The 17,872-nt window shown below is 68.9% G+C and carries 16 protein-coding genes; 8 read left to right on the top strand and 8 right to left on the bottom strand.

What is annotated here, in order from left to right; translation table 11 throughout:
• Positions 1-4: 4 nt before the first annotated feature.
• Positions 5-1,300 carry an adenylosuccinate synthase gene (locus QOZ99_RS06285; RefSeq protein ID WP_306889129.1) on the bottom strand — a complete coding sequence of 432 codons (1,296 nt, stop codon included), beginning with the start codon at positions 1,298-1,300 and terminating at the stop codon, positions 5-7.
• A gap of 280 nt (positions 1,301-1,580) precedes the next feature.
• Here QOZ99_RS06285 and QOZ99_RS06280 point away from each other — a divergent pair, with 280 nt between their 5' ends.
• Together QOZ99_RS06280 and QOZ99_RS06275 are read left to right on the top strand one after the other, a co-directional pair.
• Positions 1,581-2,495 (top strand): VOC family protein, encoded by a 915-nt coding sequence (locus QOZ99_RS06280; protein WP_306889128.1) that lies wholly within the window; start codon positions 1,581-1,583, stop codon positions 2,493-2,495.
• Between the two features lie 148 nt (positions 2,496-2,643).
• Positions 2,644-3,564, top strand: coding sequence for a DMT family transporter (locus QOZ99_RS06275; protein ID WP_306889127.1), 921 nt, complete (start codon positions 2,644-2,646; stop codon positions 3,562-3,564).
• On the opposite strand, the gene QOZ99_RS06270 is transcribed toward QOZ99_RS06275, so the two are convergent.
• On the bottom strand, positions 3,542-4,384 hold the full coding sequence (locus QOZ99_RS06270) for a GNAT family N-acetyltransferase (protein WP_306889126.1): 843 nt from the start codon (positions 4,382-4,384) through the stop codon (positions 3,542-3,544). The genes QOZ99_RS06275 and QOZ99_RS06270 overlap by 23 nt on opposite strands.
• 33 nt (positions 4,385-4,417) lie before the next feature.
• Here QOZ99_RS06270 and QOZ99_RS06265 point away from each other — a divergent pair, with 33 nt between their 5' ends.
• Positions 4,418-4,876 (top strand): potassium channel family protein, encoded by a 459-nt coding sequence (locus QOZ99_RS06265; protein ID WP_306889125.1) that lies wholly within the window; start codon positions 4,418-4,420, stop codon positions 4,874-4,876.
• Positions 4,877-4,909: 33 nt separating this feature from the next.
• Here QOZ99_RS06265 and QOZ99_RS06260 read toward each other — a convergent pair whose 3' ends face one another.
• Positions 4,910-5,353 (bottom strand): MliC family protein, encoded by a 444-nt coding sequence (locus tag QOZ99_RS06260; RefSeq protein ID WP_306889124.1) that lies wholly within the window; start codon positions 5,351-5,353, stop codon positions 4,910-4,912.
• A gap of 4 nt (positions 5,354-5,357) precedes the next feature.
• Positions 5,358-6,275, bottom strand: a complete 918-nt coding sequence (gene puuE / locus QOZ99_RS06255; RefSeq protein ID WP_306889123.1) for an allantoinase PuuE — start codon at positions 6,273-6,275, stop codon at positions 5,358-5,360.
• Positions 6,276-6,433: 158 nt separating this feature from the next.
• On the opposite strand from puuE, the gene eda reads away from it, so the two are divergent.
• Positions 6,434-7,081 carry a bifunctional 4-hydroxy-2-oxoglutarate aldolase/2-dehydro-3-deoxy-phosphogluconate aldolase gene (gene eda, locus QOZ99_RS06250; RefSeq protein ID WP_306889122.1) on the top strand — a complete coding sequence of 216 codons (648 nt, stop codon included), beginning with the start codon at positions 6,434-6,436 and terminating at the stop codon, positions 7,079-7,081.
• 113 nt (positions 7,082-7,194) lie between these two features.
• On the opposite strand, the gene serA is transcribed toward eda, so the two are convergent.
• The 4 genes from serA to QOZ99_RS06230 form a co-directional block, all read right to left on the bottom strand.
• Entirely contained in the window at positions 7,195-8,781 is a 1,587-nt protein-coding gene (gene serA, locus QOZ99_RS06245; RefSeq protein WP_306889121.1) for a phosphoglycerate dehydrogenase, read from the bottom strand.
• A gap of 222 nt (positions 8,782-9,003) precedes the next feature.
• Positions 9,004-10,179, bottom strand: coding sequence for a phosphoserine transaminase (locus QOZ99_RS06240; RefSeq protein ID WP_306889120.1), 1,176 nt, complete (start codon positions 10,177-10,179; stop codon positions 9,004-9,006).
• 129 nt (positions 10,180-10,308) lie between these two features.
• The gene (locus QOZ99_RS06235) at positions 10,309-11,052 is read right to left on the bottom strand and encodes an outer membrane protein (protein WP_306889119.1); all 744 of its coding nucleotides are present in this window, start codon (positions 11,050-11,052) and stop codon (positions 10,309-10,311) included.
• A 254-nt stretch (positions 11,053-11,306) separates the two neighbouring features.
• Complete coding sequence (locus tag QOZ99_RS06230; RefSeq protein WP_306889118.1) at positions 11,307-12,167, bottom strand: tellurite resistance TerB family protein; 861 nt, start codon at positions 12,165-12,167, stop codon at positions 11,307-11,309.
• A 317-nt stretch (positions 12,168-12,484) separates the two neighbouring features.
• Here QOZ99_RS06230 and QOZ99_RS06225 point away from each other — a divergent pair, with 317 nt between their 5' ends.
• The 4 genes from QOZ99_RS06225 to QOZ99_RS06210 all read left to right on the top strand — a co-directional run bounded on the left by QOZ99_RS06225 (position 12,485) and on the right by QOZ99_RS06210 (position 17,837).
• Positions 12,485-13,735 (top strand): sarcosine oxidase subunit beta family protein, encoded by a 1,251-nt coding sequence (locus QOZ99_RS06225; RefSeq protein WP_306889117.1) that lies wholly within the window; start codon positions 12,485-12,487, stop codon positions 13,733-13,735.
• A 17-nt stretch (positions 13,736-13,752) separates the two neighbouring features.
• Positions 13,753-14,043: a sarcosine oxidase subunit delta gene (locus QOZ99_RS06220; protein ID WP_306889116.1), complete on the top strand. Its 291-nt coding sequence runs from the start codon at positions 13,753-13,755 to the stop codon at positions 14,041-14,043.
• A gap of 139 nt (positions 14,044-14,182) precedes the next feature.
• Positions 14,183-17,245 (top strand): sarcosine oxidase subunit alpha family protein, encoded by a 3,063-nt coding sequence (locus QOZ99_RS06215; RefSeq protein ID WP_306889115.1) that lies wholly within the window; start codon positions 14,183-14,185, stop codon positions 17,243-17,245.
• Between the two features lie 10 nt (positions 17,246-17,255).
• Positions 17,256-17,837, top strand: a complete 582-nt coding sequence (locus QOZ99_RS06210) for a sarcosine oxidase subunit gamma (RefSeq protein WP_306889114.1) — start codon at positions 17,256-17,258, stop codon at positions 17,835-17,837.
• Positions 17,838-17,872: the final 35 nt, after the last annotated feature.

Genomic DNA, 17,872 nt, shown 5'->3' with positions numbered 1-17,872 from the left:
CCGTTCAGGATTCGAAGGGATTCTGTACGAGAATGGTATCATCCCGCTCCGGGCTGGTGGAAAGCAGGGCCACGGGGCAACCGATCAGTTCTTCGATGCGACGCACATATTTCACGGCCTCGGCCGGCAGGTCGGCCCAGGAACGGGCTCCGGCGGTGGACTGGCTCCAGCCCGCGATGGTCTCATAGATCGGCTCCACCGAGGCCTGCGCGTCCTGGCCGGCGGGAAGATAGTCGATCTCCTTGTCGCCGAGCCGGTAGCGCGTGCACACTTTCAGTTCATCGAAGCCGTCGAGCACATCGAGCTTGGTGAGCGCGATGCCGTTAATGCCGGAGGTACGCACGGTCTGGCGCACGATCGTGGCATCGAACCAGCCGCAGCGCCGCGGCCGGCCGGTGACGGTGCCGAACTCGCGCCCACGCTCGCCGATCTTGCGGCCGATCTCGTCATGCAGCTCGCTCGGGAACGGGCCCTCGCCGACGCGGGTGGTGTAAGCCTTGGTGATGCCGAGCACATAGCCGATGGCGCCCGGGCCGAGGCCGGAGCCCGTCGCCGCCTGCGCCGCCACCGTGTTGGAAGAGGTGACGAAGGGATAAGTACCGTGGTCGACATCGAGCAGCGCGCCCTGCGCGCCCTCGAACAGGATCTTGGAGCCGTGCCGGCGCTCGTCGTCGAGCAGCGACCATACGCGGTCCATATAGGGCAGCACCCTGGGCGCCACCTCGAGCAGTTCGGCGCGCAGCCGGGCGGCGTCGACTTCCTCGATGCCGAGGCCCCGCCGCAACGGGTTGTGATGGGCGAGCAGCCGCTCGATCTTGGCATCGAGCGTCGCGGGATAGGCAAGGTCCATCAGCCGCACCGAACGGCGACCGACCTTGTCCTCATAGGCGGGGCCGATGCCGCGCTTGGTGGTGCCGATCTTGGTGCCCGAGGCGGCGGCATTCTCGCGAATGGCGTCGAGTTCGCGATGCAGCGGCAGAATCAGCGCGACATTCTCGGCGATGCGCAGCCGCTCGGGTGTGACCGCGATGCCCTGCGCGCTGATGCGGCCGATTTCGTCGACCAGCGCCCACGGGTCCAGCACCACGCCGTTGCCGATCACCGAAAGGCGCGCGCCGCGCACGAGGCCGGACGGCAGCAGCGACAGCTTGTAGGTCGTGTTGCCGACCACCAGCGTATGGCCGGCATTGTGACCGCCCTGGAAGCGAACGACGACATCCGCCTGCTCGCTGAGCCAGTCGACGATCTTGCCCTTACCCTCGTCGCCCCATTGAGAACCGACGACGACTACATTCGCCACGAGCCAAGCTCCTGATTGCGAGGTGCGGACGGACGAGAAGGCCACGCACACACAGACAAAACCCCGGCGAAGCTGTCCGACCGGGGCTGAAACGTCTTAAGGGATCGCTCGGGGCGAGGCAAGGAATTGTCCGCCGCCAGCGTACGCCGCCACCCGGCTTTCGCGTGGCGACGCGTGGGCACGGGCGGATACCGCGTAGTTGCAACATGCCTCCCCTTGCCTTTGTGCCCAGGCTGCAAGACCTATATGTGGCGGCGGGTTGCCACCGTGGAGAGCGCTCATGACCGTTGCCCCGCCAACCGATTCGACCCCGCCAACCGATTCGGCCCCGGCCTCCCTCGCCTCCGGCCTGCCGGCCGGGCTCGCCATGGGCGCGGTGCGCCTGCGCGTGCGTGACGCAGCCCGCGCGAGCACCTTCTACACCGGCACGCTCGGCCTGACCGCCATGGCAGGGGATTCGGACGGCATCGTGCGGCTGGGGGCGGGCGGACGGGTGCTGATCGAGCTGGAAGAGCGGCGCGACGCGCGCCCGCGTCCGCCCGGCACCACCGGCCTGTTCCATGTCGCCATCCTGGTGCCGGACCGGGCCGCGCTCGCCGTGGCGCTGCGTCGCCTGGTCGCCCGGCGCATCGCCATCGGCGCGTCCGACCACATCGTCAGCGAGGCGCTCTATCTCGACGACCCGGACGGCAACGGCATCGAGATCTACCGCGATCGCCCCGCCGGCGACTGGCGCTGGGAGAACGGCACGGTGGCGATGGCGACCGATCATCTCGACGGGCGCGGGCTGCTGAATGAGGCGCCGGCGGCGATCCCGCTCGACGCGAAGCTGCCGGCCGGCACGCGGATTGGCCATGTGCATCTGCAGGTCGGCGACCTCGCCAGGGCGCGGCGTTTCTATGTCGAACATGTCGGGTTTGAGGTGACGACGGACCGCTATCCCGGCGCGCTGTTCGTCAGCGCCGGGGGCTATCATCATCACCTCGGCCTCAACATCTGGCAGAGCCGTGGCGGCGGACCGGCCCCGCAGGACAGCGTCGGCCTCGTCCATTATGCGGTCGAACTGCCGGATGCGGCGGCGGTCGAGGCGCTGCGCGTGCGCCTCGAGGCGGCGGGGGAGAGCACCGCGCCGATCCCCGGCGGCTTTTCCGCCGCGGACCCGTGGGGAACGCGCGTGTGGGTGACGGCCGGCTGAAGCAGAAGCCGGCGGCGGCCAAGCATTAACGGCCGGCGGGCGACCATCAGATTATTTCATCCTCGGCACGGCTTCGCGGCGGCCGAAAATGCTCTAGAGCAGGTGCCAGCCAAGGCTCCGCCTGAAGGGCCGCTCCCGGGAAGACGCCATGTTCCGCCGCCTGCTCGACGCCCCCTATCTGCTGCTGACCCTGGTGCCGCTGTTCTGGTCCGGCAATATCGTGCTCGGCCGGCATGTGGCCGGGCAGGTGCCGCCGGTGGCGCTGGCCTGGGTGCGCTGGGTGCTCGCCTTCCTCATCCTGCTGCCCTTCACCTGGCGCTATCTGCGCGCGGACTGGCCGGTCATCCGCGCCAATATGGGCGTGCTGACCCTGCTCTCGCTCTCCGGCATCACGCTCTACAACACCCTCTATTACTGGGCGCTGCAGTACAGCCCGGCGCTGAACGGGCTGCTGATGACCTCGACCGGCCCGCTGCTGATCGCCGGCTGGGCCTTCGTGCTGCTCGGCGAGCGGCTGTCGCTCGGCCAGGCGATCGGCATCGGGCTGTCGCTCGTGGGTGTTCTGGTCATCCTGTGCCGGGGCGATCTCGGCGTGCTGACCGCGATCGACTTCAACATCGGCGATGTGCTGTTCCTGACGGCGATGGTGCTCTACGCCTTCTATTCGGCGTTGCTGGTCAAGCGACCGGCGATGAGCCGCTACGGGTTCCTCGCCTTCTCGCTGGGCTGGGGCGCGGCGATGCTGACGCCGGCCTTCATCTGGGAGCGCATCAGCGGCCCGCCGCTGCATTTCGACCTGCTGACGCTCGCCTCCTTCGCCTATGTCGCGGTGTTCGCCTCGGTGCTGGCCTATCTGTTCTTCAACCGTGGCGTCGAACTCGTCGGGCCCAACCGGGCCGCGCCGTTCTTCCACCTCATGCCGGTGTTCGGCTCGGCGCTGGCGATCCTGTTCCTCGGCGAGACGCCGCATCTCTACCACGCGGCCGGCTATGCGCTGGTTTTGTGCGGCGTCGTCACCGCCACGCTGTTCGGCCGCCGCGCCGCGCTCAGCCGAGCTCGAAGCTCGTGACGCCATAGAGCCGGCCGAGGGCTAAGGGGCGGATCGGCCCGCTATACATGCGCGCGGTCTCGAATACGGGCGCCAGCCCATGCCGGCGGGCCAGCGCCAGCGCTGCCGCATTGGGCTCGGGCACATCGAGAATGATCTCGTCCGCGCCGATCTCCGCCAGCAGCGCCGCGAACACCGCCTCCGCCGCCGCCTCATCCTCCGCCACCAGCGGGGCGATCTTCCAGCCCTGCCGGGCCGGGCGGGCGACGCCCCAGCCCGCCAGCCGGCCCGCGCGCAGCACCGCGCGGCCGACATGGCCTGGAGCGGTGAGCCATGCCGTGAGGAAAGCGGCGCGCGGGGCGGGAAACACCTGCGCATCGCTCGCCTCCACCTGCGCGAACGGCACACGGGCAAGATCCACCGCGTCCCCGCCCCCGCGCCTAGCCGCTACCCGGCCGGCGAAGCGGATGTTGCGATAGGCGAGGCCGAAGCCCTGGGACGCATAGTTCGCCTGCTGGGCGGGCACGCCGTCGAGCCCGATCGTGCGCGCGCCGGCATGCGCGATCCCCGCCTGCCACAGCTTCCAGCCAATGCCGCGCCCGCGCAGGCCGGGACGGACGATGTAGAAGCCCAGAAAGGCGAAATGCGCGTCGTAATTCACCACCGACAGCGTCGCCGCCGGCTCCCCGCCCACCTCGGCGACGAGAAAGCCCGTGGGGTCGACGCTGGCGAAGGCGCCGGCATCCGCAAGGCCCGGATTCCAGCCCTCCGCGGCGGCCCAGTCGACCGCCAGCTGGATTTCCACCCGATCGAGCGGGCGTATATGCACGGGGTCGCTCATGGCTCGACCTGCTGATTCGAAGACCTGAGGGGCATGATGCTCGAAGAGCTGATCGTCGGCATAGTGATGAACATCCTGGCGATGCTCGTGCACCTGGGCGCGAGCTTCGCGCTGGTCGCGCTGGTCATGCCCTTCCAGAAATGGCTGTGGAACCAGCCGCATCTGCGGCTGATGCTGGCGCTGCTCACCGCCAACACCATCCTGCTCTCCGCCCATCTCATCGAAGTGGGCCTGTGGTCGCTCGTCTATGCCTATCGCGAACTCGTCGAATTCCCGGCCGATGCCTATTACTCGGCCTTCGTGAACTACACGACGCTCGGCTATGGCGACACACTGCAGAACACCCGCACGCGGCTGCTTGGCCCCCTCACCGCCGCCAGCGGCATCCTGATGTTCGGCTGGTCGACCGCTCTGCTGATCTATGTGCTGCAAAGCCACCTGCCGCACCTCGTCGTCCATCGATCCGCCCGAAAGGCGCCGCCGGAACATTAGCCCTTCCGACCGGCGGCAGCGGGTGGAACGGCCTCAGTCCTGCGTGCAGGTGGCGACGGGCGGAGCGTTCTCGCCCTTGGTGAGGTCGTAGAGGCTGGCGCTGTTGCCCTTGGTCCACCAGATAAAGCGGTCACCGGCATATTTGGCGCCGGAGCCGGCCAGCACATTGGCCATGACGACGAATTCGTCGTCGAAGGCGATGGTCGCCAGCGCGGTCGGCGGGGCGTTGATATAGGTCGCGGCGACGTTCTTCACCTTGTCGCAGGTGTAGCCGACCTTGGTGGTGATGACGGAGGAGCCCTTTGGCAGGGGAATGACAATGTGATCCGCCGCCCGCGCTCCCCCCGACGCGGCGAGCAGCGCGACGAGGACGGGCACGGCGAGCCGTGCCACCGCGCGGGCGGGAAGGTGAAGAGCGGAAAGATCGACACAGGCCGCCGCGCGCGCGGTGGTGCCGGAATCGGCGAAGGCGGGCATCGGTTCACTCCGGCTTGTGATGTTCGTGCCAGTGCCGGGCGATATCGATGCGGCGCGTCACCCACACCCGGTCGTGCCGGGCGATATGGTCGAGGAAACGCTCCAGCCCGACAATGCGGCCCGGCCGGCCCACGAGCCGGCAATGCAGCCCGATGTTGAGCATCTTGGGCGCTTCCGCACCCTCTGCATAGAGCGCATCGAAACTGTCGCGCAGATAGGCGAAGAACGGCTCGCCATTGCTGAAACCGGCGGGAATCGCAAAGCGCATGTCGTTGGTGTCGAGCGTGTAGGGAATGGACAGATGCGGCCCGCGCGGCCCCTCCACCCAGAACGGCAGGTCGTCGGAATAGATGTCGGAATCATAGAGGAAGCCCCCCTCCTCCATCACGATGGGGCGCGAGTTCACCGAGGTGCGCCCGGTGTACCAGCCCAGCGGCCGCTCGCCGACGATCCTCGTATGCAGCGCCAGCGCCGCCTCGAAATCCGCCTTCTCCGCTTCATAGGAGTGATCGCGATAGTCGATCCACTTGAGGCCGTGGCTGGCGATTTCCCAGTCCGCCTCCCGCATCGCCGCCACCGCTTCCGGGTTGCGCGCCAGCGCGGTGGCGACGCCATAGACCGTGACGGGCAGGTTGCGGCGGGTGAACAGACGCCAGAGCCGCCAGAATCCGGCGCGCGAACCATATTCGTAGATCGATTCCATGTTCATGTGCCGCTGCCCCGGCCAGGGCTGGGCGCCGACGATCTCGGACAGGAAGGCCTCGGACGCCTTGTCGCCGTGCAGGATCGAATTCTCCCCGCCCTCCTCGTAATTGATCACGAACTGCACCGCGATGCGCGCGCCGCCCGGCCATTTCGGGTCCGGCGGATTGCGGCCATAGCCGACGAGATCGCGGGGATAGGCGGAATCCAGCTTGAACATGTGATCTACTCGGCAGGCGCGAAATTGATTGTCCCAAGCTAATGCGTGATGGCGCGCTGCGGAACATTATCTCGCGACCGCCGCATAATTCTCCCCCTGCCCCCTCGACAAGCCCGGGCGGGCCGGTCTTGATGTCGCAAACAGCCCGAAGGTGTCCGATGTCGCTTCCCGATCCCAGCTTCCTCCTCGCCCGTGCCCCGGTTGTGCCCGTCGTCACCGTGCCGAGCGTGAGCGCCGGCGTGAAGCTCGCTCGCGCGCTGGTGGAAGGCGGCCTGCCGCTGATCGAGGTCACGCTGCGCACGCCCGCCGCGCTCGAAGCCATCGCCGCCATCGCCGCCGAAGTGCCGGATGCCATTGTCGGCGCCGGCACGGTGACGCGGCCGGACCTCATCCAGAAGTCGATCGACGCGGGCGCGCGCTTCCTGGTCAGCCCCGGCTGCCCGGCCGCGCTGGCCGAGGCGCTGGCGGAAGCGCCGGTGCCCGTCATGCCCGGTTGCGCCACCGCCACCGAGGCGATGACGCTGGCCGCGCTCGGCTTTCCCGTGCTGAAGCTGTTCCCGGCCGAATCGGTGGGCGGCGCCAATCTCATCAAGTCGCTGGCCGGCCCGCTGCCGGACCTGCGCTTCTGCCCGACCGGGGGCATCGGCCCCGACAATGTCGGCAAATATCTCTCCCAGCCCAACATCCTGGCGGTCGGCGGCTCCTGGGTCTGCCCCAATGAGGCCATCGCGCTCGGCGACTGGGAGCAGATCGTCGCGCTCTCCAAGGCCGCCGCGAAGCTGCACCGCGCGGCCTTTCCGGGCTGAACGCTGAAGCGCGCACCCGCACACGCATGTCTCCTGAATGAGAAAACCCGGCCACGCCTGCGCGTGGCCGGGTTTTCTCAATTATTCGCGCCCGGATTTGAGGGGAAGGAGCCTCAGAACACCAGCGGCTTGGCCTGCTTCACCGAGGGAATGGCCTGTACCTTGGCCAACAGGTCGGCCGGCACCACGCCATCCACCTCGACCAGCGCGATCGCATCGCCGCCCTGGCGGTCACGGCCGAGCGCGAAGGTGGCGATGTTGATTCCGGCATCGCCCAGCAGGCTGGCGAAGCGGCCGACGAAGCCGGGCCGGTCCTCATTGGTGACATAGAGCATGGAGGCGGCGAATTCGGCATCGACCTTGATGCCCTTGATGTCGACGATGCGCGGGCGCCCATCGGCGAACACCGTGCCGGAGATGGAGCGCTCCAGCCGGTCGGAGACCACGGTGAGCGTCACCAGGCTCTCATAATCGCCGGCCACTTCTCGCGTCGTCTCCTCGACCACGATGCCGCGCTCCTTGGCCACGCTCGGCGCCGAGACGACATTCACATCCGCCAGTGCCGGGCGCAGCAGGCCGGCCACCGCCGCCGAGGTGAGCGCCTTGATCTTCAGCTCCGCCACCGCGCCCTGATAGGTGATGCGCACGGTCTTGATGTCGCTATCGGTCAGCTGGCCGGCAAACGAGCCGAGTTTCTCGGCCAGTTCGATGAACGGCTTCAGCCGGGGCGCTTCCTCGGCGGTGATGGAGGGGAAGTTCACCGCGTTGGAGATGGCGCCGCGCAGCAGATAGTCGCTCATCTGCTCGGCCACCTGCAGCGCCACGTTTTCCTGCGCCTCGGTGGTGGAGGCGCCCAGATGCGGGGTGCAGATCACGTTGGGATGGCCGAAAAGCGGGTTCTCCGTCGCCGGTTCGGTGGAGAACACGTCGAAGGCGGCGCCCGCGACCTGTCCGGAATCGAGCGCCGCGGCCAGAGCCGCCTCGTCGACAAGGCCACCGCGCGCGCAATTGATGATGCGCACGCCCTTCTTCGTCCGGGCGAGCGCCTCGGCGGAAAGCACGTTGCGGGTCTTGTCGGTCAGCGGCGTGTGCAGGGTGATGATGTCGGCACGCGCCAGAAGATCGTCGAGGTCCACCTTCTCCACGCCGATGTCGCGCGCGCGCTCGATGCTGAGGAAGGGGTCGAAGGCGATGACCTTCATCTTCAGGCCGATGGCGCGGTCGGCGACGATGGAGCCGATATTGCCGCAGCCGATGATGCCCAGCGTCTTCGCGGTGAGTTCCACCCCCATGAAGCGGTTCTTCTCCCACTTGCCGGCCTGGGTGGAGGCATCGGCGGCGGGGATTTCGCGGGCCAGCGCGAACATCATGGCGATGGCGTGCTCGGCGGTGGTGATGGAATTGCCGAACGGCGTGTTCATCACGATCACGCCCTTGGCGGTGGCGGCCGGGATGTCGACATTGTCGACACCGATGCCGGCGCGGCCGACGACCTTGAGACGCTTGGCGTTCTCAAGGATCTTCGGCGTCACCTTGGTCGCCGAGCGGATGGCGAGACCGTCATAATTGCCGATGATCTCGGCCAGCTTGTCCTTGTCCTTGCCGAGGGCCGGCTGGAAATCGACCTCGATGCCGCGATCTCGAAAGATCTGCACGGCGGCGGGGGAAAGGGCGTCGGAAATCAGAACGCGGGGAGCCATCGGCTTCATCCTGTTCAAGAATAGGGAAAATCGACCCGTAAGGAGCGGGAGCCGCCGCCCGCCGCTGGCGGGAGAGGACGACGAAGCGTTCGTCGGGCAGAGGCCCTGAAGGCGCGACGGCGAGACGCGGCCGGGAGAGAAAAGCCAATTCGCCGTCGACGCGGAGCCTCACGCCCCTTCGCCGTCCCCTCGCGTCAGCGGCGGGGCACGTGCGGGGCGCGGTCAGGCGGCCTTGCGCAGGGCCGCCTTGGCATCCGCGAAGGCCCAGTCGAGCCAGGGCAGCAGCGCCTCGATATCGGCCGTCTCGACCGTGGCGCCCGCCCAGATGCGCAAGCCCGCCGGTGCGTCGCGATAGGCGCCGATATCATACGCGACCTTGGCCTTTTCCAGCGCGCCGGCGATCGCCTTGGCAAAGGCGGCCTGCGCGTCGGGGGCCAGCGCCTTCACCTCGGGATCGCTCACGATGAGGCAGACCGAAGTGTTGGAGCGCGTCGCCGGATCGGTCGCGAGGAAGTCGATCCACGGCGTGCGGGCGACATAATCGGCCAGCGCCTTGAAATTGGCATCCGAGCGCGCACGCAGCCCGGCACCGCCGCCGATCGCCTTCGCCCAGTTCAGCGCGTCGACATAGTCCTCCACGCAGAGCATGGACGGGGTGTTGATCGTCTCGCCCTCGAACAGGCCCTCGACCAGCTTGCCGCCCTTGGTCATGCGGAAGATCTTCGGCAGCGGCCAGGCCGGCACGTAGCTTTCCAGCCGCTCCACCGCGCGCGGCGAGAGGATGAGCATGCCGTGGCCGCCCTCGCCGCCCAGTACCTTCTGCCAGGAGAAGGTGACGACGTCGAGCTTGCCCCAGTCCATGTCCTGCGCGAAGGCGGCGGAGGTGGCGTCGCAGAGGGTGAGACCCGTGCGATCCACGGGAATCCAGTCCGCGTTCGGCACGCGCACGCCGGATGTGGTGCCGTTCCAGGTGAAGACCACGTCATGGTCGAAATTCACCTGGGCGAGGTCGGGCAGTTCGCCATAGCCCGCCTTGAGGACGCGGGCGTCCTTGAGCTTGAGCTGCTTGACGACATCCGTCACCCAGCCCTCGCCGAAGCTCTCCCACGCCAGCAGGTCGACCGGGCGGGCGCCGAGCAGCGACCACAACGCCATCTCCACCGCCCCGGTATCGGAGGCGGGGACGATGCCGATGCGATAATCGGCGGGAATGTCGAGAATCTCGCGGGTGAGATCGATGGCCAGCTTCAGCTTGGCCTTGCCCACCTTGGCGCGGTGCGAGCGGCCGAGCGGTGCGTCGCTCAGGCCTTCCAGCGTCCAACCGGGACGCTTGGCGCAGGGGCCGGACGAGAAATTGGGATTCGCCGGCTTCGTCGCCGGCAGAGCGCTGTTCGTCATGGATGACCATCCTTCCAGATGGGTGCCCCTCGGTGGGGAGGGGTGGCCCGATCCGGGATGTACTCCCGCCCGGCGGGCGGCGCAAGGGGCCCGGCAGCCGAGCGCCGCCCCGCGCCAAAAGGTCGCCGCTCAGTCGAACAGGAAGCGCAGGCCGAGCCGGAATTCGTGCGCGTTCTGGTTGAGCGAGTTCCAGCCGCCGCCAATATCGGCGCTGTCGATGGCGATGTAGCGGTAGCCCGCATCCACCACCCATGTCGGCGTGAGTTCCACCGACACGCCGGCCATCAGCGCCCAGGCAAGACCCCAGCCGTCACGCCCCTTGAGCGCGCCGGCGGGAAAGCTGATGTCGGAAACCGAGAGATAGCCGGCGCCGACGCCCGCTCCGACATAGGGGGTCAGCCCGTGCCAGCTGCCAAGATCGACATAGGTGTTGGCGAGGGTGGTGAAGGCGCTGAGGTCTCCCGCCCCGCCGGCGGCGCGCAGATCCGCCTGCGTGCGGTAATCCGCCGTCACGTCGACCCGCAACCAGTCGTTTAGCCGCACGCCGATGCCGACGCCCAGCATCCAGGCGTCGCCGATATCGGCAGCCGCCGGAAAGAACCCGAACCGCAGCCCGTCCGGGGTCTCGTTGACGACATAGCCGAGATCACCGCGCAGGTACCAGCCGGCCCCCTCCTCGATCTGCGGCGCGTTCGCCAGCAGGTCGTTCGCCAGCAGGTCGTGAGCGAACACGTCGTCCGCCGATTCGCTCGCCACCTCATCGGCATGGGCCGGCGTGGCGATGACGGCATTCATCGCGAGGCCCGCCGCCACGAGGCCGGCGGAGAGGGCGATGACGCCCCTCAACCGCGAGATGATGGCCGGCCCACGCATATGCGACACCCCCGATGCGCCGGCACCTGCCGACGGCTTTCGATGGAGGCAATGTCGCGGGGATTGTTTAAGGAGCGATTAACCCTAACGATTAACCACGTTGCCGTGGGGAGCGTGCACCTGCGGCTGACGCCGTCCCGCGTGCGGCACCCGGCGGGAGGGCCGTTCGCGGGGAGCGCGGCGGGAGCGTCAACCCCGCGCCGGCCGCGCCCGCGCCCGCCTCACATCCTGAGCGCGCCGTTACAGCCGCATTCTCACGGCTGCCGGGCCGCGCGCGCCGCCGCGTCCAGATGCGGCACCAGCTGCGCGTCCAACCGCAGCGCGCTGGCCAGGCGCGCGAGGAAGGCGCGCTCGGAAATGGTGTCGGCGTCGATGGTGAGCAGGGCCGCGATATAGACCTCCGCCGCCTGTTCCGGCGTCGCGGCCTCGCGCGCCAGTTCCTCGACACTCGCCGGATTGGCCAGTTCCGCGGTGAGGAAGCGCTCGGCCTCGTCGAGCGCGGCGCCCTCGTCGTTCAGCTTGGCGCCGATGGCGAGGCGCTCCCGGTCGTCGACATGCCCATCCGCCAGCGCGGCGGCGATCATCGCGCGCAGCAGCAGCACCGGCAGACCATTCGTGCCGGCCTGCGCGGGATGAAACGGCGACTGCGCCGGCGGCAGGGCGGGATCGGGCGGCAGCGGTGTCGCCGCCTGCTGCGGTTGCTGGCCCTGCTGGTAATTCTGGTAGGCCTTGTAGGCCAGCGTGCCCACGAGCGCGAGACCGCCGAGCGCGACGGCGTTCTTCGCCACCTTGCGCCCGCCCTTGGAGCCGAGCACCAGCGAGACCAGCCCGCCCGCCGCCGCGCCGGTGGCGAGCGACCCGGCATTGCCCGAGAGATAGTCCTTGGCCCGGCCGAACAGGTCGCCGCCGGCGCCCGGAGCGGATTGCCCGCCGCCCTGCACGCCGCCTTGCGCCCCCGTCAGCCCTCCGGTGAGCCCGCCGATCAGGTCACCCAGCGGGGAGCCCCCGGTCGCGCCGCCCTCCTGCCGCGCGGGGACACCGCCCTGCGTGCCCGTCTGGGCTCCGAGGAACTGGTCGAGGAGCCGCTTGGCATCGAAATTACCGTTATTGAACATGTCTCGTCCCGATCTGTTGGCCATTCCGAGGTAAGTACGGATCATGACTTCCGTAAGGAGAGGCGGGTGCGGTCGATCAGCTTTCAGTGATAGTCCGCCGGCGCCGACGGTCGCATGACGCACCGCGCGCCGGGCGCCGCGACGTCAGCGGCGGCTTTCGCCCGCCACACGTCGCCGAATGACAAGGCATGTCGCATTCATTCAACGCCCGCGCCGAAACGATGCTCGCTCTCTCGCCCGGTCCGCGCGAGCATGTCCCATCATGGTCCTGCGGGATGTCAGCCCGCAGACGACGACGTCACCGTCGGAGGCTCAACATGCAGAAATTCTCCGGCTTCGAGCTGTTCCGCCGCGCGCTTGGCGGCCACAAGAGCTGGCAGCCGCAATGGCGCAATCCCGAACCCAAGGCCGAATATGACGTGATCATCGTCGGCGCGGGCGGGCATGGGCTGGCGGCCGCCTATTATCTCGCCAAGGAACATGGCATCACCCGCGTCGCGGTCATCGAGCGCGGCTGGCTGGGTGGCGGCAATACCGGGCGCAACACCACCATCGTGCGCTCCAACTACCTGTTCGACGAGAGCGCCGCGCTCTACGAGCACGCGGTGAAGCTGTGGGAGGGCCTCTCAACGGACCTCAACTACAATGTGATGTATTCGGCGCGCGGCGTGCTCATGCTGGCGCACAATCATCACGACGAGATCAGCTTCAAGCGCCATGTCCACGCCAACCGCCTCAACGGCGTGGACAATGAGTGGCTGAGCGCCGAGCAGGTCAAGGAATTCTGCCCGCCGCTCAACATCCGCTCGATGCGCTATCCCATCATCGGCGGCGCGCTGCAGCGGCGCGGCGGCACCGCGCGCCATGACGCGGTGGCGTGGGGCTTTGCGCGGGCGGCGGATTCGCGCGGCGTCGACATCATCCAGAACTGCGAAGTCACCGGCATCCGCCGCGGGCCGGGCGGCGCGGTCGAGGGCGTGGAGACATCGAAAGGCTTCATCCGGGCGAAGAAGGTGGGCGTTTCCGCCGCCGGCCATACCAGCGTGGTGATGGCGATGGCCGGGGTCCGCATGCCGCTGGAGAGCTATCCGCTGCAGGCGCTGGTATCGGAGCCGGTGAAGCCGGCCTTTCCGACCGTCGTCATGTCCAACACCATCCACGCCTATATCTCGCAATCCGACAAGGGCGAGATGGTGATCGGCGCCGGCACCGACGCCTATACCAGCTACTCCCAGCGCGGCGCGCTGCACGTCACCACCCACACGCTGGACGCCATCTGCGAACTGGTGCCGCAGTTCCGGCGCCTGCGCATGCTGCGCAACTGGGGCGGCATCGTCGACGTGACGCCGGATCGCTCGCCCATCATCGCCAAGACGCCGGTGCCGGGCCTCTATGTGAATTGCGGCTGGGGCACCGGCGGCTTCAAGGCGACGCCGGGCTCGGGCAACGTGTTCGCCCACACCATCGCCCGGGACGAGCCGCACAAGATCAACGCGCCCTTCACGCTGGAGCGCTTCCGCGACGGATTCCTGATCGACGAGGCGGCTGCCGCCGCCGTCGCGCACTGAGGGGCGGAGACACCGACATGCTGATCATCGACTGCCCCTGGTGCGGCGCGCGGCCGGAAATCGAGTTCCGCTATGGCGGCGAGGCGCATATCGCCCGCCCCGCCGATCCCGCCGCCATGTCCGACCAGGAATGGGCCGATTTCCTCTATAACCGCACCAACCCGAAGGGGCTGCACGCCGAGCGCTGGCGGCACATCCATGGCTGCGGGCGCTATTTCAACGCCGTACGCGACACGGTGAGCGACTTCTTCGTCACCACCTACAAGGCCGGCGAGCCGCGTCCGGATATCGGGGAGAGCGGGAAGTGAGCCACGTGCAACGCGCTCCCTCTCCCCGTGGGGGAGAGGGTTGGGGTGAGGGGTATATTCACCCGACCGACCTCCCCTCTCACCCGGCCCTGCGGGCCGACCTCTCCCCGGCGGGGAGAGGTGAGGAAGGAACTGTCCAATGACCAACCGCTTCCGCACCCATTCGGGCGGCCGCATCGATCGCGGGGCGCCGGTCTCGTTCCGTTTCGACGGCAAGACCTATTCCGGCTTCAAGGGCGACACGCTCGCCTCGGCGCTGATCGCCAACGGCGTGCATCTGGTCGGCCGCTCGTTCAAGTATCACCGCCCGCGCGGCTTCATCTCCGCCGGTTCGGACGAGCCGAACGCACTGGTCAATGTCGCCCGCGACGCCGCCCGCATGAGCCCGAACCTGCGCGCCACGCAGGTGGAACTCTATGAGGGGCTGAAGGCTTCGAGCCAGAACCGCTGGCCCTCGCTCGGCTTCGATGCCGGCGCGGCCAATGACTTCGTCTCGCCCTTCCTGCCGGCCGGCTTCTACTACAAGACCTTCATGTGGCCGGCGGGGGCGTGGAAGCGCTTCTACGAGCCGAAGATCCGCGCCATGGCGGGCCTCGGTGTCGCCCCCACCCTGCCCGACCCCGACCGCTACACCCAGAACTACGCCTATTGCGACGTGCTGGTGGTCGGCGCCGGCCCCGCCGGCCTTGCCGCCGCACTGGCGGCCGCGGCAGGCGGCGCCAAGGTGTGGCTGGTCGACGAGCAGGCGGAGCTTGGCGGCTCGCTGCTGGCGGAACGCACCGCCACCATCGAGGGAAAGCCGGCTCAGCAATGGCTGGCGGATACGCTCGCCACGCTGGCGGCCATGGACAACGTCACGCTGCTGCCGCGCACCACGGCCTTCGCCTATTTCCCGCACAACATGATCGCGCTGGCCGAGCGCGTGACCGAACACCTCGCCGCGCCGGGCGCGGACCTGCCGCGCGAGCGGCTGTGGCAGCTGCGCGCCCGCGAGGTGGTGCTGGCCACCGGCGCGCTCGAGCGTCCGCTGGTATTCCCGGACAATGACCGGCCCGGTGTTCTGCTGGCCGATTCCGCGCGCACCTATCTCAACCGCTATGGCGCGAAGCCCGGCGATCGCGCGGTCATCTTCACCGCCTGCGATGCCGGCTACCGGACCGCGCTCGACCTCGCGGCCGGCGGCGTCGCCGTCGTCGCCGTGGCCGATCTACGGCGCGAAGTGCATGGCGAACTGCCCGCCCGCGCGCTGGCGGCCGGCATCGACGTGCGCCCCGCCACCGTCGTGACGGGCACGACGGGGCGCCTGCGCGTCTCCGGCGCCCGGCTCGCCAAGATCAAGGGCGGGCCGAGCGTCGACCCGGTCGGCGCCTCCGAGACCATCGCCTGCGACACGGTGCTGATGTCGGGCGGCTTCACGCCGAGCGTGCACCTGTTCTCGCAGTCGCGCGGCAAACTGGCGTGGGACGCGGCGAGCGGCGCCTATCTTCCCGGCACCTCGGTCGAGCGCGAGCGTTCCGCAGGCGCCTGCCGCGGGATTACCGGCCTCCAGCGCGTGCTGGAAGACGGCTATGGCCAGGGCGAAGCGGCGGCGAAGGCCTCCCGCGACGCGGCCTCCCCCGCGCGCGGCGCCACGCCGCCGCCCGGTCCGTCCGCGAAAACCTTTCCGGCCCAGGCGGACGATCTCGGCACGGATGGCTTCATCGGCGCCACCCCGCACGCGCGCAACCCGGCCTTCACCAAGGCCTTCGTCGACTGGCAGAACGACGTCACCGCCAAGGACATCACGCTCGCCACCCGCGAGGGCTTCCGCTCCATCGAGCATGTGAAGCGCTACACCACCACGGGCATGGCGACCGACCAGGGCAAGACCTCGAACATGAACACGCTCGGCATCGTCGCCGAGGCGCTCGGCGAGAGCGTGCCGAAGATCGGCCTCACCACGTTCCGCCCGCCCTTCACGCCCACCACCTTCGGCCTGTTCGCCGGGGCGGCGCGCGGCGATCAGTTCGATCCCGTCCGCAAGACCGCGATCCACGACTGGGCCGCCGAGCATGGCGCCGCCTTCGAGGACGTGTCCCTGTGGAAGCGCGCCTGGTATTTCCCCAAGGCGCTGCCGGACGGACGCCGCGAGGACCTGCACGCGGCGGTCGGCCGCGAGTGCAAGGCGGTGCGGTCCAGCGTCGGCATGTTCGACGCCTCCACCCTCGGCAAGATCGAGGTGGTGGGGCCGGACGCGGCCGAGTTCATGAACCGCATGTACACCAACGCGTGGGCCAAGCTGGAGCCCGGCCGGCTGCGCTACGGCGTGATGCTGCGCGAGGACGGCTTCGTCATGGATGACGGCGTGGTCGGCCGCATGGCGCCCGACCGCTTCCATGTGACGACCACCACCGGCGGCGCGCCGCGTGTGCTCGCCCATATGGAGGACTACCTGCAGACCGAGTGGCCCGACCTCGACGTGTGGCTGACCTCGACCACCGAGCAATGGGCCGTTATCGCGGTGCAGGGCCCCAAGGCCCGCGAGGTGCTCGCCCCGCTCATCGAGGGCATCGACCTCGCCAAGGAGGCCTTCCCGCACATGAGCGTGCGCGAGGGCACCATCCTCGGCGTGCCGACCCGGCTGTTCAGCGTGTCCTTCACCGGCGAACTCGGCTTCGAGGTCAATGTCCCCGCGCAGTATGGCCGCGCGGTGTGGGAGGCGATCTTCGCCGCGGGCGAGCGCTTCGGCATCACGCCCTACGGCACCGAGACGATGCACGTGCTGCGCGCCGAGAAGGGCTACATCATCGTCGGCCAGGAAACCGACGGCACCCAGGTGCCGGACGACGTGAATCTCGGCTGGGCGGTGGGCAAGGCCAAGAAGGACTTCGTCGGCAAGCGCTCGCTCGCCCGCGCCGCCATGAGCGCGCCGGACCGCAAGCAGCTGGTGGGTCTGCGCACCACCGACCCGAAACTGGTGCTGGAGGAAGGCGCGCAGATCGTCGCCGATCCGAAGGCACCGGTGCCGGTGCCGATGCTCGGCTTCGTCACCTCGTCCTATTACAGCGCCGTGCTCGGCCATTCGATCGCGCTGGCCGTCGTCAAGGGCGGCCGGGCGCGGATCGGCACAAGACTGTCCGTCCCCATGCCCGACCGCGTCATCGAGGTCGAAATCGTGGAGCCGGTCTTCTACGATCCCAAGGGAGACCGCCTCAATGGCTGAGACCGCCTCAATGGCTGAGACCGCCGCAATCGGCGCCCCCCGCGCCGCCTATCCGCTCGATGCGCTGGCCCTCGGCGCGCGCTCCATCGAGGCCGCCCGGCTCACCGCGCTGGGCCCGGCCGCCCGGCTGGCCTTCCGCGGCCGTGAAGCCGCCATTCAGGCGGCCGGGGAGGCGTTCGGCGTTGCGCTGCCGCGCGAGGCCAACCGCCGCCACACGGCGGACGGGCGTCACGCCCTGTGGCTCGGGCCGGACGAATGGATGCTGCTCGCCCCCGGCGCGGACCCCGCCCCGCTCTTCGCCGCCATCGAGGCGGCGACCGCCGGCCTGCCGCATGCGCTGGTCGACGTGTCGGCCCGCAGCGTCACCATCGAGGTAGCAGGGCCGAAGGCCGCCTACGTGCTCAACCAGGGCAACCCGCTCGATCTGTCGATCGAGGCCTTTCCGGTCGGCAGCGCGACCCGCACCCTGTTCCACAAGGCCGAAATCGTGCTCTCGCGCATCGCCCCGGACATTTTCCATGTCGACGTGTGGCGCTCCTTCGCGCCCTATGTCTGGCAGATGCTGGAGGACGGCCGGCGCGAACTGGCCTAGTTTCAGACGTCGTCCCGGACGGCCGCAGGCCGATC

Origin of the sequence: Ancylobacter amanitiformis (genome assembly GCF_030814815.1) — a bacterium.
GTDB lineage: Bacteria > Pseudomonadota > Alphaproteobacteria > Rhizobiales > Xanthobacteraceae > Ancylobacter > Ancylobacter amanitiformis.
The sequence above is the reverse complement of the archived record's forward strand: the minus strand, read 5'-3'. Positions and strand labels throughout refer to the sequence as shown.